22 protein-coding genes, 1 pseudogene and 1 riboswitch are annotated in these 19,797 nt (G+C 51.2%); of the genes and pseudogenes, 1 reads left to right on the forward strand and 22 read right to left on the reverse strand.

What is annotated here, in order from left to right; translation table 11 throughout:
• Window positions 1-36: 36 nt before the first annotated feature.
• The 12 genes and pseudogenes from DWX91_RS00200 to DWX91_RS00250 form a co-directional block, all read right to left on the reverse strand.
• Window positions 37-1,317, reverse strand: a complete 1,281-nt coding sequence (locus DWX91_RS00200) for a D-alanyl-D-alanine carboxypeptidase family protein (protein WP_118538146.1) — start codon at window positions 1,315-1,317, stop codon at window positions 37-39.
• A gap of 69 nt (window positions 1,318-1,386) precedes the next feature.
• Window positions 1,387-3,459: an aminopeptidase gene (locus DWX91_RS00205; RefSeq protein ID WP_118538148.1), complete on the reverse strand. Its 2,073-nt coding sequence runs from the start codon at window positions 3,457-3,459 to the stop codon at window positions 1,387-1,389.
• Window positions 3,460-3,586: 127 nt separating this feature from the next.
• The gene (locus DWX91_RS00210) at window positions 3,587-3,913 is read right to left on the reverse strand and encodes a hypothetical protein (protein WP_107000483.1); all 327 of its coding nucleotides are present in this window, start codon (window positions 3,911-3,913) and stop codon (window positions 3,587-3,589) included.
• Window positions 3,894-4,361: a VanZ family protein gene (locus DWX91_RS00215; protein ID WP_118538196.1), complete on the reverse strand. Its 468-nt coding sequence runs from the start codon at window positions 4,359-4,361 to the stop codon at window positions 3,894-3,896. Before DWX91_RS00215 ends, DWX91_RS00210 begins: the two co-directional genes overlap by 20 nt.
• Before the next feature lie 106 nt (window positions 4,362-4,467).
• The gene (locus tag DWX91_RS16495) at window positions 4,468-4,617 is read right to left on the reverse strand and encodes a hypothetical protein (protein WP_022359365.1); all 150 of its coding nucleotides are present in this window, start codon (window positions 4,615-4,617) and stop codon (window positions 4,468-4,470) included.
• Between the two features lie 74 nt (window positions 4,618-4,691).
• The gene (gene pyrE / locus DWX91_RS00220) at window positions 4,692-5,366 is read right to left on the reverse strand and encodes an orotate phosphoribosyltransferase (RefSeq protein WP_107000484.1); all 675 of its coding nucleotides are present in this window, start codon (window positions 5,364-5,366) and stop codon (window positions 4,692-4,694) included.
• A 14-nt stretch (window positions 5,367-5,380) separates the two neighbouring features.
• Window positions 5,381-6,285 (reverse strand): annotated as a pseudogene (locus DWX91_RS00225) (dihydroorotate dehydrogenase).
• Window positions 6,282-7,046, reverse strand: a complete 765-nt coding sequence (locus tag DWX91_RS00230; protein ID WP_118491581.1) for a dihydroorotate dehydrogenase electron transfer subunit — start codon at window positions 7,044-7,046, stop codon at window positions 6,282-6,284. The pseudogene DWX91_RS00225 and the gene DWX91_RS00230 overlap by 4 nt, the downstream one beginning before the upstream one ends.
• Window positions 7,047-7,056: 10 nt before the next feature.
• Complete coding sequence (gene pyrF, locus DWX91_RS00235) at window positions 7,057-7,974, reverse strand: orotidine-5'-phosphate decarboxylase (protein WP_022359361.1); 918 nt, start codon at window positions 7,972-7,974, stop codon at window positions 7,057-7,059.
• Between the two features lie 276 nt (window positions 7,975-8,250).
• A complete protein-coding gene (locus DWX91_RS00240; RefSeq protein ID WP_333489839.1) occupies window positions 8,251-9,015 on the reverse strand; it encodes a nitroreductase family protein in 765 nt (254 codons plus the stop codon).
• 121 nt (window positions 9,016-9,136) lie between these two features.
• A complete protein-coding gene (locus tag DWX91_RS00245) occupies window positions 9,137-9,829 on the reverse strand; it encodes an LrgB family protein (RefSeq protein WP_107000487.1) in 693 nt (230 codons plus the stop codon).
• Entirely contained in the window at window positions 9,826-10,191 is a 366-nt protein-coding gene (locus tag DWX91_RS00250) for a CidA/LrgA family protein (RefSeq protein ID WP_107000488.1), read from the reverse strand. Before DWX91_RS00250 ends, DWX91_RS00245 begins: the two co-directional genes overlap by 4 nt.
• A 281-nt stretch (window positions 10,192-10,472) precedes the next feature.
• Between DWX91_RS00250 and DWX91_RS00255 the strand changes: the two genes are divergently transcribed.
• Window positions 10,473-11,354, forward strand: a complete 882-nt coding sequence (locus DWX91_RS00255; RefSeq protein WP_182427959.1) for a GNAT family N-acetyltransferase — start codon at window positions 10,473-10,475, stop codon at window positions 11,352-11,354.
• Between the two features lie 46 nt (window positions 11,355-11,400).
• Here the strand turns inward: DWX91_RS00255 and DWX91_RS00260 are convergent, their stop codons facing one another.
• The 10 genes from DWX91_RS00260 to metF all read right to left on the reverse strand — a co-directional run bounded on the left by DWX91_RS00260 (window position 11,401) and on the right by metF (window position 19,776).
• Entirely contained in the window at window positions 11,401-12,132 is a 732-nt protein-coding gene (locus DWX91_RS00260; protein ID WP_118538152.1) for a GTP pyrophosphokinase family protein, read from the reverse strand.
• 37 nt (window positions 12,133-12,169) lie between these two features.
• Complete coding sequence (locus tag DWX91_RS00265; RefSeq protein ID WP_118472159.1) at window positions 12,170-12,997, reverse strand: Mrp/NBP35 family ATP-binding protein; 828 nt, start codon at window positions 12,995-12,997, stop codon at window positions 12,170-12,172.
• Between the two features lie 312 nt (window positions 12,998-13,309).
• On the reverse strand, window positions 13,310-13,984 hold the full coding sequence (locus tag DWX91_RS00270; RefSeq protein ID WP_412693785.1) for a biotin transporter BioY: 675 nt from the start codon (window positions 13,982-13,984) through the stop codon (window positions 13,310-13,312).
• Between the two features lie 36 nt (window positions 13,985-14,020).
• A complete protein-coding gene (locus tag DWX91_RS00275) occupies window positions 14,021-14,584 on the reverse strand; it encodes a folate family ECF transporter S component (RefSeq protein ID WP_022359353.1) in 564 nt (187 codons plus the stop codon).
• A 63-nt stretch (window positions 14,585-14,647) separates the two neighbouring features.
• Window positions 14,648-14,752: riboswitch (THF riboswitch) on the reverse strand.
• Window positions 14,753-14,842: 90 nt separating this feature from the next.
• The gene (locus DWX91_RS17695; RefSeq protein ID WP_347474972.1) at window positions 14,843-15,079 is read right to left on the reverse strand and encodes a hypothetical protein; all 237 of its coding nucleotides are present in this window, start codon (window positions 15,077-15,079) and stop codon (window positions 14,843-14,845) included.
• Window positions 15,037-15,276: an acyl-CoA thioesterase gene (locus DWX91_RS17700; protein ID WP_347474973.1), complete on the reverse strand. Its 240-nt coding sequence runs from the start codon at window positions 15,274-15,276 to the stop codon at window positions 15,037-15,039. Before DWX91_RS17700 ends, DWX91_RS17695 begins: the two co-directional genes overlap by 43 nt.
• 128 nt (window positions 15,277-15,404) lie before the next feature.
• A complete protein-coding gene (locus DWX91_RS00285) occupies window positions 15,405-15,680 on the reverse strand; it encodes an HPr family phosphocarrier protein (RefSeq protein WP_022359351.1) in 276 nt (91 codons plus the stop codon).
• A gap of 73 nt (window positions 15,681-15,753) precedes the next feature.
• On the reverse strand, window positions 15,754-18,231 hold the full coding sequence (locus DWX91_RS00290; RefSeq protein WP_118472160.1) for a homocysteine S-methyltransferase family protein: 2,478 nt from the start codon (window positions 18,229-18,231) through the stop codon (window positions 15,754-15,756).
• A gap of 31 nt (window positions 18,232-18,262) precedes the next feature.
• Entirely contained in the window at window positions 18,263-18,916 is a 654-nt protein-coding gene (locus DWX91_RS00295; RefSeq protein WP_118472161.1) for a vitamin B12 dependent-methionine synthase activation domain-containing protein, read from the reverse strand.
• Entirely contained in the window at window positions 18,916-19,776 is an 861-nt protein-coding gene (gene metF, locus DWX91_RS00300; RefSeq protein WP_118538154.1) for a methylenetetrahydrofolate reductase [NAD(P)H], read from the reverse strand. Before metF ends, DWX91_RS00295 begins: the two co-directional genes overlap by 1 nt.
• Between the last annotated feature and the right edge of the window lie 21 nt (window positions 19,777-19,797).

Raw genomic sequence — 19,797 nt, forward strand, 5'->3', positions numbered from 1 at the left:
GTTGCTGTTCACGCATACGTGCCCAGTAATAACAACTCAAACTCCCCACGTCTTCCACATTGACTGAAATTCTCTTTCAAAATAAGTTACGCATCGTCTTAAACACCACCCATAATCAATCTTCTCCACTGTTTCTGCCGCATAGATCGGATAAGCAGCCACCTGCTCGTCATTAATATAATAGGATGCCTGCCCGACCTCCTGTCCTTCATGAACCGGTGCTTCCAGCTCGGTCGGGTACTCATAACGGATGTCTGGCTTCTCGTCCGCGCGCAGAAGCATCAGAAACGTCTGTTTTTCCGATGGCAGATTCAGTGTGAGCGCCGTCGTTCCTTTCACGCCCCGCCTCACCTCCACCTCCGGAAATGTTTTCTCCCGGTCAAATATATCATACCAGTTATATGTATCAAATGCATACTGATCGAGTTTCCGCATATCCGCCCATTTGTACGTCTTGTGCGGCGGCCACCCGCAGCCGAGAAGCGCCACCGTAAATGCTTTTCCTTCTTTTTTTAACGCCGCTACATAACAGTACCCGGCTTTCCCGGTAAATCCTGTCTTGCCCGACAGCACCTCCGCGCACTGGCTTAAAAGCGCGTTGTGGTTTGCCAGGTAAAATGAACGGTTTCCCGACTCATCCTGAATCGTCCGTGATGCCGTACGGGTAATTTCCAGAAATGTTTCGCGGCACGGCGACTGGAACGCGCAGTAGCGCATGATCCGCGCCATATCCGCCGCCGAAGCGCTGTGTTCGTTTCCATCCGCATCCGCAACGTCCAGACCGTTCGGTGTCACGAAACAAACATTCTTACATCCTATCTCCCGCGCTTTCCGGTTCATTTTCTCCGCAAATTCTTCCACGCTTCCCCCGATGTGCTCCGCCACCGCCACGGCGCTGTCGTTGTGGGATTCCAGCATCAGGGAATAGAGTAGATCCGATAGGCGGTACCGCTCCCCCGCCCGCATATTGAGCTGGACATCCGGCATGGAGGCCGCTTTCTCTGATACCCCGACCCAGTCATCGGGATTTCCCTGTTCCAGTGCGAGAATGCAGGTCAGAATCTTCGTCGTGCTTGCCATCGGATAAGCGGTATCCGCATCTTTCTCCGCCAGAATACGCCCACTGTCCGCATCCATGAGAACCCAGGCGCGGGCGTGAAGGGTCTGTTGTAGAGAAGTCTCTTTCTCTCCCAGAATCTCTTTATTTTCTATGTTTTCACGAACAAAAACCGCCCCGCCGGCCGGAACCAACTGAATCATCGCCAGTATACTTCCTGCCAGCAGAACGGCTATCCATTTTCTGATTCTATCTCCCATCCGGCTGCTCCGGAATCCCTTTTCAGGAGATTATATGAGAATAAACCTGTTTTCTATGACTTTTTCTTTTTATTTTTCCAGCGGCTCATTCAGCTTCTCCGTCCCCGGCAGCGCAAACCGTCCGCCCGCGATGATCTTTACACTCGTTCCATCTGGATGAATCGCCTCGATCGTATCCAGCTCGGAGTACGGGATTGTAATGTCTGTATGGCAGCCAAAATATGCCTCCTGCGGGTTTTCTTTGCGTTTTGCTGAAATCTCATTCTCACGCGCCACCATCTCGCGTCCATCCGGGTTGAAGACCGGGCAGTCCTCCATCCAGCTGTAGCAGGTATCGCCTACCGCAAAGTGCGGTCCCATCTTCTCGGCAATCAGAATCGGGAATTTGTCGAGAATGCCGTAGCGCAGCGCTACCTCATACGCAGTTGTGTTGGTGCCAATCGCAAACTCGCCCATCGGCAGCGTCTCATGGTTTTTGAGGATCATCTGTTTCACTAACGCCTTATTTTCCTCTTCCGTCTCAAAGTTTTTGCAGGTATAGGAGACAGCGATACCATTTTCAAACCGGATTTCCAGATCTTTGAACTGAAATTCCCCAATATAGACGCTGCCGACATGCAGAAGCCCGTTTGTCCCAGCAAGCTGCGGGGAGGTAAAGACTTCTCCAACCGGAATATTTACATCCGCCACACAGTTTTCGAAATTCGACTGTTTCGTCGGCTCAGCAAGCGTGTGAAGCTGTACGGTCAGATCGGTACGGTTGCCGCCGCGTCCGCTGATGTGGACTTGCGATGCCTGATCCAGTTCGTTGATCATGATCTGCTGGATGTCGCGGTACAGCTCATAGTCCAGCGTATTGATGCGGATCGTCTCCTTAAAAATCGCCTCAAACTCCGCTCCGATCTCCGGAAGCGGGAATGCAATGATTGTGAAGCTCGTCTCCGTTCCCGGAATATACGCGTCCACAATCTGCATCGCCTCATTGCTGTAGGATAACAGCAGTTTCTCCTGTTTTTCACTTAAAGAAAAGGCTGCTGCTGCATTGACCGGCTCAAATCCGGCCTCGCCGAAGGTTTCCACCACTGCCGGACCGGCATATACCGACGCCAGATCCTTGTATGTCTCATATGCCACCTTCAAAATAGACAGTTTCCGCTCACGAAAGGCCTTGTCCAGGTAAACCGCATTGTCGTAGCGGTGATCATACTCGTACTGGCGGTTTGCCGGTGTGCCATAGTAACCGTTCGTGCGCGCCGCCATCCGGTTCACCGTGCCGATGGAGGCGCGGGCAATGATCGGCTCCAGACCGAGTTCGCGGAAATTTTCCACTGCCATCCGGATCATGCGCTCAAATCCGATGTGGTAACGGATCTGCACCGTTTTCTTGCCCTCATAGCTGCGTCCGGTCGCCGCAAATCCCTTGCGGTAGCCTTCTGTGTAGGTATCTGCCATCCGGCGTACCGTCTCCTCCGGCAGCTCATTCATAAAACGTGCCGTCGCAAGCTCTGTCTCCGAGATATATTCGCCAAACCGGTACAGATAACGCAGATCGTTTAAATCACTGTCCATGATGATCGATTTTCCAAAATCCAGCGACGGATCCAGCGTCTCACGCACCCGCCACGGAAGCATCCGGTCACAGTAATCGCTGACAAAATAATAAAGCGGCTCGCGAAGCTCCGCCAGCTCCGGCGTCCCGCCCTCAAACAGATTGTAAACCTCAATAAACAGTTCCTCCAACACCGTCACATCCACCAGACGGCTTTCATAGGCGTAAACGATCGCGCTGCGGATCTCCGTATAGAGAAATGACAGCCACGGACCATAGTTCTCTCCCAGCTCTTTTGCCGCATAGTCCGGGTTCGCAAAGCTCTTCCCATACGCCCCTGGAAGTATATCCGCATAAAGTGTCCGGTTAAATTCTGCCGCCTCTTCCTGGCTCATCGCCGCCAGCGTCCCATCCATCTGTTTCTGGAAGGTTTCTTCTATCAGCTCGATAAACTGGACGGTGCGCTCAAAAAATGCCCGGTATGGCTCGCCAACCGTCGCTTCTTCTTTCATATGGCCGATGCGCTCCATCGCGAGCTCATGGCGCTCCGCAACCGCCTCATTTTCTTCTTTCAAAAGTTCCCAATATTTCATGTTCAGATATTTCCCTCCTTCTGCCATCGCCAAATTTCACTTTCAAACCACGCCCGCCGCAAAGGCTCTTACCGGCGTTCCATTGGTCCGGCATTCCAGGCAAGCCACGCATAAAAACCATTCATTCTTAGCCCCGGATGCCAATCAAAATCGTCACAATCCACCAGATGACCAGAAGCCCCGACAAAATCGTACCAATTTTCGCGAATATATAATTTTTTTCTTCTTCTTTAAAAGATTTCCATCCGTACATCAGCGACGCCACGGAAAATAATATGCTCGAAAAGCACATCGACAGCGCGCCGACCGGCGTATTGCCCTGGCTGCGGACACTGAATGCCATCCCTGCCACGCACAGCAGCAGACCGACTCCCGCCAGTCCCAGACAGAGATAGCCGTGTTCTGCCATCGGCTTGCGGATATAAGAAATCCGGTTATCTGTTTGACGTCCCATGCAGACACCTCCCAATTGCACGTGTAATCCACTGGCAGAGGTAGCCAGCAATTCCACCTAACGTATTTAAAAACATATCATCCACATCAAAACTTCCCACCTTGAATACGAGCTGAATCGTCTCGATGCTCAAAGTCAGAAGGAAGCTCAGAATCAACATCAGGTACCATTTTCCAAATCTCGAACTGATGATCGGCAGGAAAAATCCAAACGGCATGAAGCACACCACGTTGCCAGCCGTATTTAACAGGAACGCTTCCGTCCCCACTATATCACGATAAATATAAAACCGTTTGATTTCCTTAAATAAAACGAGATTATAGGCATACTCCACATGCGGCGCGCGCCCGAATCCGTCCGAAAAAAACATAAAATATATAAGAAGCACCAGGTATGCGACAAAGAATATCCAGCACACCTTCTGATGCGTTTTTGTCCGTTTCCACATAATTCCCCACATAAACTGCCAGAAATGAGAAAAACCGTACACCGTCCCCGGTCATACGGTTTTTCTCTTTCGACTGGGCATATCTGCCCTGTTTCAAATCCAATTTTTAGAATGTAATATCTGATTTGCGTTTCAGTAAAAACGCACCGCTGACGATCGCCATCACACCGGCTGCCAGCCCTACCGTGATGATCACACTTCCAATCACGATATTAATCACACCGGTTCCCTGCATCGTTTTGTAGATCTTTTCCATATCGATCCGCTCCTTCTTACACTCCGTCGCATGGCATTTCCCATTTCAAGCATGCCGCTCCGTGAACCAAATCTCTATTTTGCACCGTACTGCTCATAGTATGCGTCGATCGCTGCTTTCAGTGTATCGTCGATCACGACCTTGCCCTGGCACTCCTTGTTGTACAGGCACTCTACGACATCTGACATCGATACGATCGCTGCGGTCGGGAAGCCGTACAGTTCCTTGATCTCATCCAGCGCACACTTTTCTCCCTTGCCGCGCTCCATACGGTTTAAAGATACCATCAGGCCTTTGATCTCCACATCTGCCTGGGATTTGAGGATCGGGAAGGTCTCCTCGATGGATTTACCGGAAGTGGTTACATCCTCGATGATAACGACGCGGTCGCCGTCCTTTAACTTGCTTCCCAGAAGGATGCCGGTATCGCCGTGATCCTTGACCTCTTTCCGGTTGGAGCAGTAACGTACTTCTTTGCCGTACAGCTCACTGATCGCCATCGAGGTGGCAACTGCCAGCGGGATTCCCTTGTAAGCCGGTCCAAACAGGACATCGAAATCCAGACCATAGTTGTCATGAATCGCCTTTGCGTAATACTCGCCCAGACGGCGCAGCTGCGTACCGGTTACATATGCACCCGCGTTCATGAAGAACGGAGATTTACGTCCGCTCTTTAGGGTAAATTCGCCAAACTTGAGCACTTCGCTCTCTACCATGAAATTGATAAATTCCTGCTTATACTGTTCCATCATACTCTCCTATCTTACCGAACCGCACCAATCAGTTCATGTATATCTTCAATGCCATATTTTTCCATGTAGGCGTCGATGCCCTTCACGATCTCCTCCGTCGCATACGGATTATGGAAATTCGCCGTACCGACTGCCACCGCGCTTGCGCCTGCCAGAATAAATTCGATCGCATCGTCCGCATTCATGATACCGCCCATGCCGATGATCGGAAGCTTGACCGCCTGCGCCACCTGGTAAACCATGCGGACTGCCACTGGTTTCACTGCCGGACCGGACAGACCGCCGGTACGGTTGGCTACCGCAAAGGTTCTCCGGTTAATATCGATCTTCATGCCAGTCAGTGTGTTGATCAGGGACAGCACATCCGCACCGCCTGCCTCGGCTGCCTTCGCCATCTCCGTGATGTCGGTAACATTCGGGCTGAGCTTCATGATAATCGGCTGTTTCGCATGGCGTTTTACCTCGCGGGTGATCGCCTCCACTGCTTTCGGATCCTGTCCAAATGCGATGCCGCCCTCCTTGACGTTCGGGCAGGAAATGTTGATCTCCAGCATATCGACCGGCTGGCTCGCCAGTTTTTCCACTACATCGACGTAATCTTCCGTCGTTTTTCCACATACATTGACGATAATCTTCGTATCATACTGACGTAAAAACGGGATATCCTCGATGCAAATAAATCATACCCCGGATTCTGTAAGCCGATCGCGTTGATCATGCCGCCGTACACCTCCGCAATACGCGGGGTCGGATTGCCTGGCCACGGCACATTTGCCACACCCTTGGTCACAACCGCGCCGAGCTTGTTCAGATCGACCATCTCGCCGTACTCTGCCCCTGAACCAAAGGTTCCGGATGCCGTCATGACCGGGTTTTTAAGCTCTACACCCGCAAGATTGACTGCCATCTGTCTCATAATTCTACCTCCTCGGCTAAAAATACGGGACCATCCTTGCAGATCCGCTTGTTGTGTACATTGCTGTGGTGGTCTACATCCTTCGACTGGCAGACACATGCCAGACAGGCGCCGATTCCACATGCCATCTTCTCCTCCAGGGAAATATAGCACTTGATTCCCTTTTCTGCCGCATACTCCTTGATGGCGCGCAGCATCGGGGTCGGTCCGCAGGCGTAGATCACATCCGCCGTCAGGTTCTGCTCCCGGATCGCGTCCAGGACATTGCCCTTCGTGCCGACGCTTCCGTCCTCGGTCGCCACAAAGACTTCTCCATATGCCTCAAATTCATCCCGGAGGAAGAGATTTTCATCCCGGTATCCTAAAATGATCTGTTTTTCGCAGTTTAACTGTTTCGCCATCTCAAGCATCGGCGGAACACCGATACCGCCGCCGATCAGAAATACATTTTCGCCCTCCTGCGGGAAACCATTTCCCAGAGGTCCCATGATGTCGATCGAGTCTCCGGAAACATATTTGGAAAATTCATCCGTTCCTTTACCGGCAATCCGGTATACGATCCGCAGGCGTCCTTCATCCGGATCTGCCTCGCAGATACTGATCGGGCGCGGAAGAAGTCTGGAACCGTCCTGGCTGTAGACCGAGATAAACTGTCCCGGTCTTGCCTCGTCCGCTATGTCCGTCACGATCCACATACTGAAAATGCCAGGTGCCAGTTCTTCCTGACTATATACAACTGCTGTCTCTTTCTTCTGTGCCATGAGCTCCTCCTTACAGTACGCGTCCGATGTCCGCAATCATATCAATGACAGCCTGTCTCGATGCGTCCGCAAAATGCTCCGGACCGAATTTGGCGTATGCGTCTTTCTTGTATGCTGCGATGATACCGCGGGAAGAATTGACGATCGCGCCCAGTCCATCCTCGTTGAAGCAGTATTTTAAGTCTTCTGCCGTACCGCCCTGTGCGCCATAACCCGGAACCAGAAAGTAAGTCTTCGGCATCAGCTTACGCAGAATCTTGCTCATCTCCGGGTAAGTTGCGCCCACAACTGCGCCTACATTACTGTAGTCGCCATCCATGGAAGCCTCCCCCCACTCAACGACCTTCTCCGCTACCAGCTCATAAAGCGGGCGGCCGTCCACCAGACGATCCTGGAACTCGCCACTGGATGGGTTAGAAGTCTTTACCAGTACAAAGATACCGCGGTCGGATGCGTTGCACTCGTCCACAAATGGTTTCACGCCGTCGGTTCCCAGATACGGATTGACCGTCACATACTCGGTATTGAACGCGGAACAGGTCGTATTTCCAACCTTCACGCTGCCGAGATGACCGGTTGCGTAGGCAGCCGATGTGGAACCGATGTCGCCGCGCTTGATGTCTCCGATGACAATTAAACCCTTCTGCTGGCAGTATTTGACAGTCCGGTCATACGCTTTCAGGCCTTCGATGCCAAACTGCTCATACATCGCAATCTGCGGTTTGACCGCCGGAATCAGATCAGCCGTCGCATCCACGATCGCACAGTTAAACTGCCAGATCGCCTCTGCCGCTCCTTCCAGGGTCTCTCCGAACTCCGCAAATGCTTTTTCCTTCACGTGCTCCGGAATATATCCAAGCATCGGATCCAGTCCTACACAGATCGGTGCCTTTGTCTTCTGAATCTTCTCAATCAATTTACTAACCATCACGTTCTCCTCCAGAGTATCTCTCATAAATAATCAACTTATTTTATCATAAGTGGAGGGCGCTTTCAAGGGCACGGAGCAAGGAAAAAAGGGTTTTTGCTTATGCCCTTTTGATTGCCCCGAAAGAAGCGCGCCAGCTGTCACGGCATCGGACGGCTGGCGCGCTTCTTTCTTGAGTGTATCGTTTCTTTGAATAATTGGTTTTAAAATTGCAAAATTAGTTTTTCTTGCTCAAATATAAACTATTTCAACATTTAATACAATGAATCAATGCATCTAATGCAGCGTCAACGTCGCCACATAATCTCCATTTTTGTAACTTTTAGCCGCAAAATGTTCCTCCGTCTCCGTCTGAAGTTCCATCCAGAGTTCTTCGGCGGCGAGCATAATGTGGGAGAGCATGATGCCGATGCTGAATTCGCGCATCGCATGGAAGCTCTTGCCCGGAAAGCGGGTTTTTAGGGCGAACACATAGATTCGGTCGGAATAGACGATGAAGCGCCACGGCTGGGTGTTCATCGCGGACGGTGCGAGACGCGCCGCACGGAGAATCGTCTTCATCTGCTCTCCGGCTTCTTCCTTGAAAATACAGAGTTCATTGAGCGGGAGGCGCTTTGCCAGCGGGCTTTCACGGTAGAGCTTGCCCTCCGGGTAGCCGAATGCGACCATCATCAGGCAGCGTTTGCCGCCGCGCACCTTCTGCGCCGGCTGCACGCTGCCCAAATAGCAGGTTCCAAGCCCTTTTGCCGTCATATAGAGCACCATCTGCTCCATCAGATAACCGGCATTGCGCTCGCAGCCTTCCTCCTGGTCCGAATAGATCGCCAGATAGTAGGGAGCATCCACCTTCCAGAGTCCGTGGACATCGGCTTTTTTCTTTGTATTGTCGAATATCACTGCCTCAACCCGGATCCGGTCATTTAACCGGGAGGTCTTATCAAAATAGGACAGGATCTGCCCACGCAGCTTCTCCGTGACCTCCCGATCGGTGTATTTTCGAACTGAATGGCGACATCCTATCGCCTCATACAAATTCATCATACCTGCTCCCCTCCTATCTTTTTGCTGCCGTTATCATGCGCATGACCCGCAGTATCTTTTTCTCTGCCTCTCTATGTGCATTCCAATTTCTATACAAATTCTGACCGTTTCAGCACCACCTTTAAATCAGTCCCGACATCAGTGGTACTACCACTACGGTCAAAAGACCGGCGACCGCAATTGACAAGCTGCTCATCGCACCCTCGATCTCGCCTAATTCCAGCGCCTTTGCCGTTCCAATCGCATGAGCTGCCGTTCCAAGTGCCAGACCCTTCGCGATTGGCTCTTCAATTTTAAATATCTGAAACAGCCAGTCGGCTATAATATTTCCCAAAATTCCTGTAATTATAATGCTGATAACCGTCAGCGTCACGATACCGCCCGCTTCTTCGCTGACGCCCATGCCAATCGCCGTCGTAATGGACTTTGGAAGCAATGTCACATAGTGCGTATGCTCCAGCTGAAAGAAACGGCACATCACATAGATACTGCCGACACTTCCCGCTACCCCTGCCACGATTGCAGAAGCAACCGCAATCAGGTGCTGGCGCAAAAGCTCCAGCTGCTTATACAGCGGAATCGCCAGACAGACCGTCGCCGGTGTCAGGAAATAGCCCAGATACACCGCACCGCGGTTATACTCCTTATATTCTATATGAAAAACAGATAAAAATGCAATCACAACTATAATTGCAACCAGCAGCGGATTTAAAATCGCCCAGCCGGTCTTCTTTTTCAGCCAGACGCCCAACATATACGCGCCGACGCTGACCAGCATTCCAAAATAAAGAGAAGAATGAATCAGTCCATTCATGCTTTCGCACCTCCTTTATTCTTTCTGCGGATAATGCTCTGCGCCACGCACCCGGTCGCAACCATAACAAATACCGTCGAAATCACGGTAATCACGGTCAGCGGCACCAGGATGGACTCCGCCTCCTGCACGCTGTCAAGCAGACCTACACCTGCCGGTATAAACATAATCGGCATCGTATCCAGGAAGAAATCTCCCACTTCCGCCACATCTTCTGTATGTAATGCACCTGTGCAAAGCAGAAGCAGAAGAATGAACAATCCGTATACGCCAGACGGAACCGGAAACGGAAGCAGATAGTTCAAAAACTCTCCCAACATTGTGATGCCAAAAATAATTGTCACTTCTTTCAAGTACTTCATGATGTCTTCACCTTTCGTATTTAATGCCTCTATTCTATCACTCTCAAATTTATAGGACAATATGAAAATTAGCATAAATTCTGTCAATTTCCTTGAATTTTTTGCGTCTTTTTTATACGATACAGGTAAGCTTTTCCGATTCGTAAAATCCAGACATTTTCGTTCCAAAAAGCGTGAAGTTTTTATCCGCAAATACGTTTATCTTTATGAAAGACTTATCTTCCCAGCTGCTTTTCGTGGCTGGTACACTTTGTATCGCAAGAAAGAAAGGATTAGAAGTTATGAATTTAATTCAGACAAACTCACTCTCTGCCAGACAGGCAGAACAGATCCTGGCACTGTTGAATGAATGCCAGAAGACGCAGCCAATCCACATTTCTTTCCCATTTGAAGACGGAAATTGTTTCCTGCTTCTTCTGGATGAATCAGAGACACTTGCAGCCATCATGGGAATGCTCCTTCCACCGGATGGCTCTTCGGACGAGGAACCCGTCGAATGCATCGCCTTCACCCGCCCTTCCCTGCGCCGACGCGGATATTTTGCCGCACTCTTAGAAAAAGCCTGCGACATCTCCGGTGAGCACGATATTCTATTTCCGGTTGACCCGGAATCTGCTGATACGGCTGCCACGATGAAAGCCATTCACGCTGACCGCGTTGATCAGGAATATCAGATGAAATGGGACTTTGACCCGGCGGCCGAACGCTTTGACTCTCCCATGGTTGAAAAACGCCCGCTTACCTTTACCTGCACTTCTGCACCGGAAGGTGACGTCAACGAAAGTGTTGATCCCGACAGTTGCTGGGACTGCTTCCACAGCGCCGATGATCCAGATCCGGCCGTTACAATTCTGACCTATGAATTTTTAGAGACTCCGCCGGATCCGATGTGCTCTCCGGCTGCCGTGTGCATGGCGCGTATGCAGCCCGTCCCGGACGTTCCCGGCACATTTCATGCCTGTTTCTACGGTTTCCGGGTCCATGACCTCTGCCGCGGACTGGGAATCGGTGAAGCTGCTTTCTGTCTGGTCTTAAACGATCTGATCACGCGCGGCTGCACCCGGATTGTTCTTCACGTCAGCAGTGACAATTATCCGGCACTCTCGATCTATAAAAAAGCAGGGTTCCGAATTACCGAAACCCTGTCCTATTTTATGTATTAAAGATATGGCAGGCGCTTCAGCCGCCAAAAGCACCCCGATACATGAGCTATTCGTTTACATCACGATATTCTTCCTGCATCGGATGTTTTTCCTCAATCTTCTGACGGATGCTTAACATCTTGCAATCCGTCTCCGCGATGACATCCGCGCACTTTTTCAGCTCCGCACCGATCTCTGCGGCTTCCTGGGCATCCAGCTGCTTTTTATACTTGAGCTGGTGATCCAGACTCGCCCAGAAATCCATGGCGATCGTGCGGATCTGGACTTCCACACGGATATTTTTCTTACTGTTTGAAAAGAATACCGGTACTTCCACGATCATGTGGTAGCTGCGGTAGCCGTTTTCCTTCGGCGCCTTGATATAATCCTTGATCGCAATGATGGTCACATCATCCTGGCGTTCCAGCATCCGGCTGATCTCGTAAATATCGTCCACAAACGAACATATCACACGGACACCCGCTATATCATCCAGGTTGGACTCCATCGATTCGATCGAAAGCGGAAGTCCGCGCCGCTGCAGTTTTTCTACAATACTCTTCGGCTTCTTCACTCTCGCCTTGATCATCTCGATCGGGTTTCTTGCATTCCGCATGGAAAGCTCATCGTTGAGCACTTCCAGCTTCGTCTTAAACTCTCGAATCGCGCAGCTGTACTGCATCATCGCTTCCTGAAACTGCCTTGCCGTCTCCCGGAATGTCTCAGGAATCTCAAACACCTGAGGCGTATTGACCGCGAAATGGCTCAGCTCGCTGTTGGGATTCTGAGCAATATTCATTTGTATTCTTCCACCTCTTCTATATATCTATATTCTTTTATGCCTTCTCAACTGCGTCAGCCGCCGCATCCAGCCATGGGGATTCCACATACTCAACCAGCCCCTCGTCCACCTTGGACGCAATCGACGGATCGATCGGAATCTTCGCAAGCACCGGAATCCCATACTCGTCTGCCGTCTCCTCGATATGGCTTTCACCGAACACAGAAATCTTCTTTCCGCAGTCCGGACATTCCAGATAACTCATGTTTTCAACCAGTCCCAGAATCGGAATATCCATCTTCTTCGCCATGTTGACCGCTTTTGCCACGATCATCGAAACCAGCTCCTGCGGGGAAGTCACAATAATAATACCTGCCAGCGGCAGGGACTGAAATACAGTCAGCGGCACATCGCCGGTTCCCGGAGGCATATCGACAAACATATAATCAATGTCCTTCCAGAGTGCCTCGCTCCAGAACTGCTTAATCACGCCGCCCACAACCGGTCCACGCCAAATTACCGGATCCGTCTCATGCTCCAGAATCAGGTTCGAAGAAAGAATCTCTATCCCCGTCGAGGTCGTGCGCGGCAGCATCAGCTGATCCGCTGTCACACCTACCATGCCGTGAATGCCAAATGCCTTCGGGATCGACGGTCCTGTAATATCTGCATCAAGAATGCCAACGCGGTTGTTTCTCGCACGCATCTTACATGCCATCAGGGATGTCACCAGGGATTTTCCGACGCCGCCCTTGCCGCTGACTACACCAATTACTTTTTTAACTGAACTCTGTGGATTTAACGGCACCCGGAAACTCTCCATCGTCCGGCTGGCACACGTTTCGCCGCAGCTTGAACAATTATGACTGCAATTCTCACTCATACATACTTCTCCTTTTTATCAGGTTGGATTCTGATCGTTCGCTGGTTTTCGTTTTTGCATCCTCTTCAGACGTTTTCCAAGACCAAAAACCTGTAACGCCCAAATCCTCCCCTGTCGTAATCTCCGTACATTTTACCATATTTTCTGCAAAAATGATAGGGGGCAAACACAACTGGCAGCGTTACAAAAGAATGTGCCGTTACTGTACATGTATGCGTGAACAGTAACGTTTTCTATGAGACAAAAACAGACAGCCCGTTTGCTGCACTGCATTCAGACTGTCTGTCTTTTTTATATCCTATTCATTTTTCTCTACAGATACGCCTGTACCATCGGGCGCAGCCGTCTTGCCATGATCGCCGCCAGAATGCAGAGAATATAATCCGCCGGCATCTCCGGCAGGCAGTAAACCAGCACAATCGCTTTCCAGCCGATCGGCTGCAGGGTTACGAGATGGGTAATCAGATAGAAATAAACCATTCCCATTCCATAATATACCACATATCCAGCCGTCGCCGCCGTCATCAGCGCTCCCATTTTCCAGGAATTCAAACATTCACAGACCTTTCCCATGACCCACGCCGCAAGGAGAAATCCCAGCAGAAAACCAAAGGTCGGGCGCAGCAGATACGCCGGACCGCCGCCGCGTGCAAAGATCGGGACGCCCGCAAGTCCAATCAGCAAATAGACACCCACACTGGTAAATGCCCGTCTGGAGCCCAGCAGAAATGCTGCCAGCATCACGAAAAACCACTGCAAGGTGAAGTTCATGGTATCTGCGCCGGTCGGAATGACAACCTTGATAAATGCCCCCACGGCGACCAGCGCCGCAAACAGACCGCAAAGCGCCACATCCTTCGAATGTTCCCGGCTCCGCGAAACTGCTTTTTCTCTCATCTGTTTTCCTCCATCATGCATGATGCATTTTTCATAAACGGTTCCTTTCATGGCATGCAGCCACCGTGCCTGCAGACTTTCGCTGTCCATGTATGTTTCCTTTTGCTCAAAACGAATCCTCCAGCATCACTCCGCCTGGAATTTACGGATCATCCGCACAAGTCCAAGACTCTCCATCCGTTTTGCAATCAGATAAAAGAGTGCTGCATCCACCGGCCACTTGATGAGATTCTTAAGCACACGCATCGGCAGAAGCACCATCATTGCTTTTCCAGACATCATGCTAAGCCAGAGTGTGTTCAAAAATATGTTGCAGATCAGCGCCACCACCAGATCCGCCCAGAGCGCCCGGCGGAAGGTAAGCGGTTTCCGATACAGAATTGTGCCATATAGCACGCCGCCCAGCATCGCATTCAGCGTAAATCCCGGAAAAAATGCCCCTGTCGGCTTTACGACATATTTGACCAGGTCCAAGACTCCGCCATAGACCGCTCCAGCCACCGGACCGAAGAGGTAGTAGACAAACTGGTTGACCACACCGCCGAATCCGATTTTCAAATACGGACCAGCCTCAATCGTGAAGTATCCCAGAACAACGGAGACAGCCATCAGCATGGCGGCAGTCGTGAGTGTTTTCACGTGTTTCAGTTCCTGAAAGGATGCCTGATAACATACTGCAAATTTTTTCATAAAAAAATACCTCCTTTTCTGCAGATCTCTCGAACCACATCAGGAGATAGATTGTATCAACGATGCAGCGGGATGCGGAATACTGACCGCGAAACCCCGGAGGGTCTCTTCGTCCGGCTGACAACTCCCTGTTCAACCGGCACTTAACGCCTGTATTCCTACTCTGCGTTTCTTTTTTTATCTTTTACATCATACCACAATTTTCCCGCTTTTCAAGCACTTTATAAGCGCATCTGTCATTTTCGAACCAGTCAGCATTTACTCTTCTTTTTGGCTCTGTTCGCTGTATTCCCTAAACGCACGATCCATCTCGATATAGTTGCGTTTCAGGGAAACCGGCTTTCCGTCGCGGGTCAGGAAACAATGGCGGCTCTCACCCACGCAGCGGATTGCGCCCGTTTCCTTGTCAAAAACCGTGTATTCCAGCGTCATGCGGATGCCGTTGTATTCCTTCATCTGAACCAGCACCTGCACCGTCTCGCCAAACCGCGCCATGCTCTTATAATCGCAGTGAACCGACAGCACCGGCTTATGATCCCCTGTTTTTCCATGATGTCATATCCCATTCCCATCTGCTCCATCATGTCGATCCGCGCTTCCTCAAACCAGTGTAGGTAATTTGCATGGTGAATGATTCCCATCTGGTCGGTTTCATAATACTGCGCTTTGTGTTCGTAAATTTTCAGTTCCATAAAAACCCCTCTTTTCCATCTAAAAAGGGATACCTGCACAACTGCAATTTCTGCCGTTCTGCAATATCCCCCTCTGGTTCTGATATGTGTGTCACCGTCCGCACACTGTGCAGGCAATGGCTGATACCTTACTGTTCCAGTTCTTCTCCGAGTCCGCTCTCGATCGCCTCGGTAATCGTCTTCAGCGCTTCTTCCTCATCCGGTCCGTCGCAGGCAACCGTGATCTCGGTGCCGCACTTGATACCCGCTGCCATCACGTTCAGCACGCTCTTTGCCACAATATGTTTCTCCCCGCACTCAATCAGAGTCCGGCTCTTAAATTTCATCGCGGTCTGCGAAAGCACGCCAGCCGGCCGCAGGTGAAGTCCCGATGGATTAACCACTTTCACTTTCTTCGATACCATAGCTGTCCCTCCCTCGTCAATTCTTAGTTTTAATTACCCTAATTTTAGTCTAAGTAAGGCAGACTGTCAAGCGTTAGACCAGCACCTGCTGCGCATAATTAACAGACGCCATCGCATCGCGGCAATACGCATCTGCTCCGATCATATCCGCGTATTCCTGGGTCAGAACCGCGCCGCCGACCATGACTTTCGCCCACGGTGCTTCCTTGCGGAGCTGCTTGATCGTCTCCTCCATGCTCGGCACGGTGGTCGTCATCAGGGCGGACAGACCGACCAGTCTTACATGGTTCTTGATCGTCTCTTCCACGATCGCCTCCGGAGCTACGTCCTTACCTAAATCCAGCACATCATAGCTGTAATTCTCCAATAATACTTTTACGATATTTTTTCCAATGTCATGAATATCACCCTTGACGGTCGCCAGCACGATCTTGTCCTTCTTCTCTCCTGCTTCCCCGGAGGACTCCATCTGGTTTTTGATGACCTCAAACGCCGATTTTGCTGCCTCCGCACTCATCAGAAGCTGCGGCAGAAAGACGGTGCCTGCCTCAAAACCCTTTCCGACCTTATCGAGTGCCGGGATCATGCAGGAATTGATGACGGTCAGGGAATCCATGGTCTTTAAGAGTTCCCCGGCTGCCGATGCCGCCTGCTCTTTTAAACCTCTCTCCACACTGACCGTAAGCTGATGCTCCGGACCGGATGCCTGGCTGCCAGTGTCCGCACTGCCGGAAGCTCCAGCTGCACCTGCCGCCGGGGCACCCGAACCTGCGCTGCCTGCTGCACCTGCGCCGGAAGCTCCGCCCGCACCTGCCTTTGGAATCGCCAGCCGCGCTGCCTGCTCAATATAATCGCCGCAGTGTTCATCCAGTGCTGCCAGAGCCCGGTAACTATAATAAGAACGCATCATTGCCGCCGAATTTGGATTGATGATCGCTGCGGTCAGACCGCTCTGCATCGCCATCGTAAAGAAATTGGAGTTGACAATCTCACGCTGCGGTAATCCGAAGGAAATGTTTGAAACGCCGAGAATCGTATTGCAGCCAAGTTCCTGACGGACACGGCGCACCGTCTCCAGCGTCACCAGCGCGCCGGTCGGCTCGGAGCTGATCGTCATACAGAGCGCATCGATCACGATGTCTTTTTTCTGGATGCCATACTTTTCCGCCTCCGCACAGATTTTCCGCGCGATCGCCATACGTCCGTCCGCCGTCGCCGGAATGCCTTCCTCGTCGATCGTCAGCGCAACCACCGTGCCGCCGTAATGTTTTACCAGCGGAAATACAGCGTCCATGACCTCCTGTTTGCCATTGACAGAGTTAATCAGTGCCTTTCCATTATAAATACGCAGCGCCTGTTCCATCGCCTCTGTATCAGTCGTATCAATCTGCAGCGGAAGCTCGGTCACCGCCTGCAATTCCTGTACGACCTCGCGCATCATCGCCACTTCATCGATCTCCGGCAGTCCCACGTTGACGTCAAGCACCGCAGCGCCATTTTCCTGCTGGGTGATCGCCTCGCGCAGGATATATTCCAGGTTGTGATCGCGCAGCGCCTGTTTGAATTTTGATTTTCCGGTCGGATTGATGCGCTCGCCAATAATGACCGGATCGGTTCCCATCTCAACTACCGACGCGTAGGAAGTGATGAGAGTGTCATTTTTCGGCTCGATCGGCTTTCTCGTTCTGCCCTTACACATCTCTGCCAGCAGACGGATGTGCTCCGGGGTCGTACCACAGCAGCCCCCGACTGCCGAAACGCCCATCTCCAGCATTCCTTTCATTTCCTCGACAAATTCTGGCGGATCAATATCATATACGGTCTTTCCTCCCTCGCTTCGCGGAAGTCCCGCATTTGGATTGACAACCACCGGGATCGACGCATACCGAAGCAGTTCTTCCACAATCGGCTTCATCTGAACCGGACCTAATCCACAATTGATTCCGAGCGCATCCACGCCCAAACCTTCCAAAAGTGCCACAACGGACTTCGGTGTTCCGCCAGTTAAAAGTTTGCCTTTTCCATCGAAAATTGTGGTTGCAAAGATTGGAAGATCGGAATTTTCCTTTGCCGCCAGAACCGCTGCCTTGAGTTCATACGTGTCGCTCATCGTCTCGATCAGAATCAGATCCGCGCCGCCTCGCACGCCTGCCTTTACCACCTCGGTATAGATGGAGACCGCCTCCTCAAAGTCCAGATCACCCATTGGCTTTAAAAGGCGTCCGGTCGGTCCCAGATCCAGCGCTACATAACCACGGCCGCAGTGTTCTACCGCTGTCCGGGCATTTTTCATCGCCGCATCCACGATCTCATCCAGATTAAACTCGGCTGCCTCATTGTATTTCAGGCGGTTCGCGCCGAATGTATTCGATAAAATAATATTCGCGCCCGCGTTCAGATAATCCTCATGGATCTTTACCAGAACCTCCGGATGCTTGATATTCCAGGTTTCCGGCAGTTCGCCCGGTTTCAGCCCGGCTCCCTGCAGAAGACTTCCCATTCCTCCGTCAAATACCAGTATTTTATCGTTCCAATCTTCCCGTATACCCATGTCAGCTTCCTCTCTGTTTTTTGTTTCTTACTTATTTATCTCTCCGGTACAGGCAGTTTTTGTTTGAACAGACCTCACAGCCCTCTTTCACACAGCCCGCCGCTATCTTCGATACTCCGATGACCGCCGTCACCGACTTGGACGGCATCATCAAAAAACTTTCCGTCAATGTAATCCCCACCGTCTTTTCCGCTTCCAGTACCCGGCAGAAATCCGGCTGGCACGAAAGCGGCAGATCTCCATAACCTGGCGAAAAGCGGGGACGCAGATAGAGTCCTTCTTCTGCTGCCTCCGCTTTTAATTTGTCATTGATTTCATTGCAGTAACTCTCAATCCGTGCCGCCGCGCACGCCTGCAGGACAACCGCCCGGCTCATCGAAAGACGGCTGTATCGGCGCAGAAGCAGATCCACACCAGCCCCCAGCGTCGCCGCAAAAAGGATGACCTCCTGGCAGTCCTTTAAATTGCGGCTGAGCGCCCGGCTTTTTACTTTAAAACACGTAAAATCAAGTTCTGAATCTGGCAACAGCGTCAGCGGATAGCGTCTGAAAAAGCTCCGGCAGTTGACGGACCGCTCTAATTCTCCCAGACAGTCCTCCACCAGATCTTTCGTCTGCGGATCCGGCTCCTGCTGCCCTTTAATTCCTAAATACCGATATATTTCTCTCCGATTGACTTCCGCCATTACAGAATCTCCGACAGGTTGTTCTTAATCTGCGCCGCTACATCCGGTTTATTCATTGAATATACATGGATTCCATTTACATGGTTCGCAATCAGATCGATGATCTGCTCAGTTGCATAGGCGATACCTGCCTGCTTCATCGCTGCCGGGTTATCACCAAAACGATCTACGATCGCCTTGAAGCGTGCCGGAAGGTAGGTGCCGGACATGCTGCAGATGCGCTTAATCTGACTTATGTTTGTCACCGGCATGATGCCTGCGACAACCGGAACCGTGATTCCTTTTTCTCGGATACGGTACAGGTAATTATAAAGGATATTATTATCAAAGAACATCTGGGTCGTCACAAAATCACAGCCCGCTTCCACTTTTTCTTTCAGATGATCGATATCCACTGTCTTGTTGACAGATTCCACATGTCCCTCCGGATAGCAGGCTGCGCCGATGCACAGAGCCGGGCAGGTCTCACGGATCTCGCGGATCAGCTGGGATGCATACTGATAATCTTTTTCTACCTTGCCGTCTTTCGGAATATCGCCGCGAAGTGCCAGGACATTCTCAATTCCGTGTGCCTGAATCTCGCGCAGGACACTGTGCACCTTCTCACGAGTCGAGGAGACGCAGGTCAGATGTGACAGCGTCGGCACCTGGCAGGTGCTCTGGATATCCGATGCGATCTGGACCGTATACTGGCTTGTGCCGCCGCCTGCTCCGTAGGTCACGCTCATAAATGACGGATTTAACTTTGCAATCTCAAGCGCCGCTTTCTCAACGGAAGCGAAGTTGCTCTCCTCCTTCGGCGGGAACACTTCAAACGAAAGCGTCGGCTGTCCTTTGGCTAAAATATCCTTAATCTTCATCGTATTTATCTCCTGTTCTCA

The sequence above is a fragment of the Clostridium sp. AF22-10 genome (assembly GCF_003478725.1).
In the GTDB taxonomy this organism is placed as follows: domain Bacteria; phylum Bacillota; class Clostridia; order Lachnospirales; family Lachnospiraceae; genus Otoolea; species Otoolea fessa.

What these genes read in the sequence shown, in the direction of transcription:
- DWX91_RS00200 (WP_118538146.1), bottom strand. Translation starts at nt 1,317, where the DNA reads ATGGGAGATAGAATCAGAAAATGGATAGCCGTTCTGCTGGCAGGAAGT.
- DWX91_RS00205 (WP_118538148.1), bottom strand. Translation starts at nt 3,459, where the DNA reads ATGAAATATTGGGAACTTTTGAAAGAAGAAAATGAGGCGGTTGCGGAG.
- DWX91_RS00210 (WP_107000483.1), bottom strand. Translation starts at nt 3,913, where the DNA reads ATGGGACGTCAAACAGATAACCGGATTTCTTATATCCGCAAGCCGATG.
- DWX91_RS00215 (WP_118538196.1), bottom strand. Translation starts at nt 4,361, where the DNA reads ATGTGGAAACGGACAAAAACGCATCAGAAGGTGTGCTGGATATTCTTT.
- DWX91_RS16495 (WP_022359365.1), bottom strand. Translation starts at nt 4,617, where the DNA reads ATGGAAAAGATCTACAAAACGATGCAGGGAACCGGTGTGATTAATATC.
- pyrE (WP_107000484.1), bottom strand. Translation starts at nt 5,366, where the DNA reads ATGGAACAGTATAAGCAGGAATTTATCAATTTCATGGTAGAGAGCGAA.
- DWX91_RS00230 (WP_118491581.1), bottom strand. Translation starts at nt 7,046, where the DNA reads ATGGCACAGAAGAAAGAGACAGCAGTTGTATATAGTCAGGAAGAACTG.
- pyrF (WP_022359361.1), bottom strand. Translation starts at nt 7,974, where the DNA reads ATGGTTAGTAAATTGATTGAGAAGATTCAGAAGACAAAGGCACCGATC.
- DWX91_RS00240 (WP_333489839.1), bottom strand. Translation starts at nt 9,015, where the DNA reads ATGATGAATTTGTATGAGGCGATAGGATGTCGCCATTCAGTTCGAAAA.
- DWX91_RS00245 (WP_107000487.1), bottom strand. Translation starts at nt 9,829, where the DNA reads ATGAATGGACTGATTCATTCTTCTCTTTATTTTGGAATGCTGGTCAGC.
- DWX91_RS00250 (WP_107000488.1), bottom strand. Translation starts at nt 10,191, where the DNA reads ATGAAGTACTTGAAAGAAGTGACAATTATTTTTGGCATCACAATGTTG.
- DWX91_RS00255 (WP_182427959.1), top strand. Translation starts at nt 10,473, where the DNA reads ATGAATTTAATTCAGACAAACTCACTCTCTGCCAGACAGGCAGAACAG.
- DWX91_RS00260 (WP_118538152.1), bottom strand. Translation starts at nt 12,132, where the DNA reads ATGAATATTGCTCAGAATCCCAACAGCGAGCTGAGCCATTTCGCGGTC.
- DWX91_RS00265 (WP_118472159.1), bottom strand. Translation starts at nt 12,997, where the DNA reads ATGAGTGAGAATTGCAGTCATAATTGTTCAAGCTGCGGCGAAACGTGT.
- DWX91_RS00270 (WP_412693785.1), bottom strand. Translation starts at nt 13,984, where the DNA reads ATGGACAGCGAAAGTCTGCAGGCACGGTGGCTGCATGCCATGAAAGGA.
- DWX91_RS00275 (WP_022359353.1), bottom strand. Translation starts at nt 14,584, where the DNA reads ATGAAAAAATTTGCAGTATGTTATCAGGCATCCTTTCAGGAACTGAAA.
- DWX91_RS17695 (WP_347474972.1), bottom strand. Translation starts at nt 15,079, where the DNA reads ATGGCGCGGTTTGGCGAGACGGTGCAGGTGCTGGTTCAGATGAAGGAA.
- DWX91_RS17700 (WP_347474973.1), bottom strand. Translation starts at nt 15,276, where the DNA reads ATGGAACTGAAAATTTACGAACACAAAGCGCAGTATTATGAAACCGAC.
- DWX91_RS00285 (WP_022359351.1), bottom strand. Translation starts at nt 15,680, where the DNA reads ATGGTATCGAAGAAAGTGAAAGTGGTTAATCCATCGGGACTTCACCTG.
- DWX91_RS00290 (WP_118472160.1), bottom strand. Translation starts at nt 18,231, where the DNA reads ATGGGTATACGGGAAGATTGGAACGATAAAATACTGGTATTTGACGGA.
- DWX91_RS00295 (WP_118472161.1), bottom strand. Translation starts at nt 18,916, where the DNA reads ATGGCGGAAGTCAATCGGAGAGAAATATATCGGTATTTAGGAATTAAA.
- metF (WP_118538154.1), bottom strand. Translation starts at nt 19,776, where the DNA reads ATGAAGATTAAGGATATTTTAGCCAAAGGACAGCCGACGCTTTCGTTT.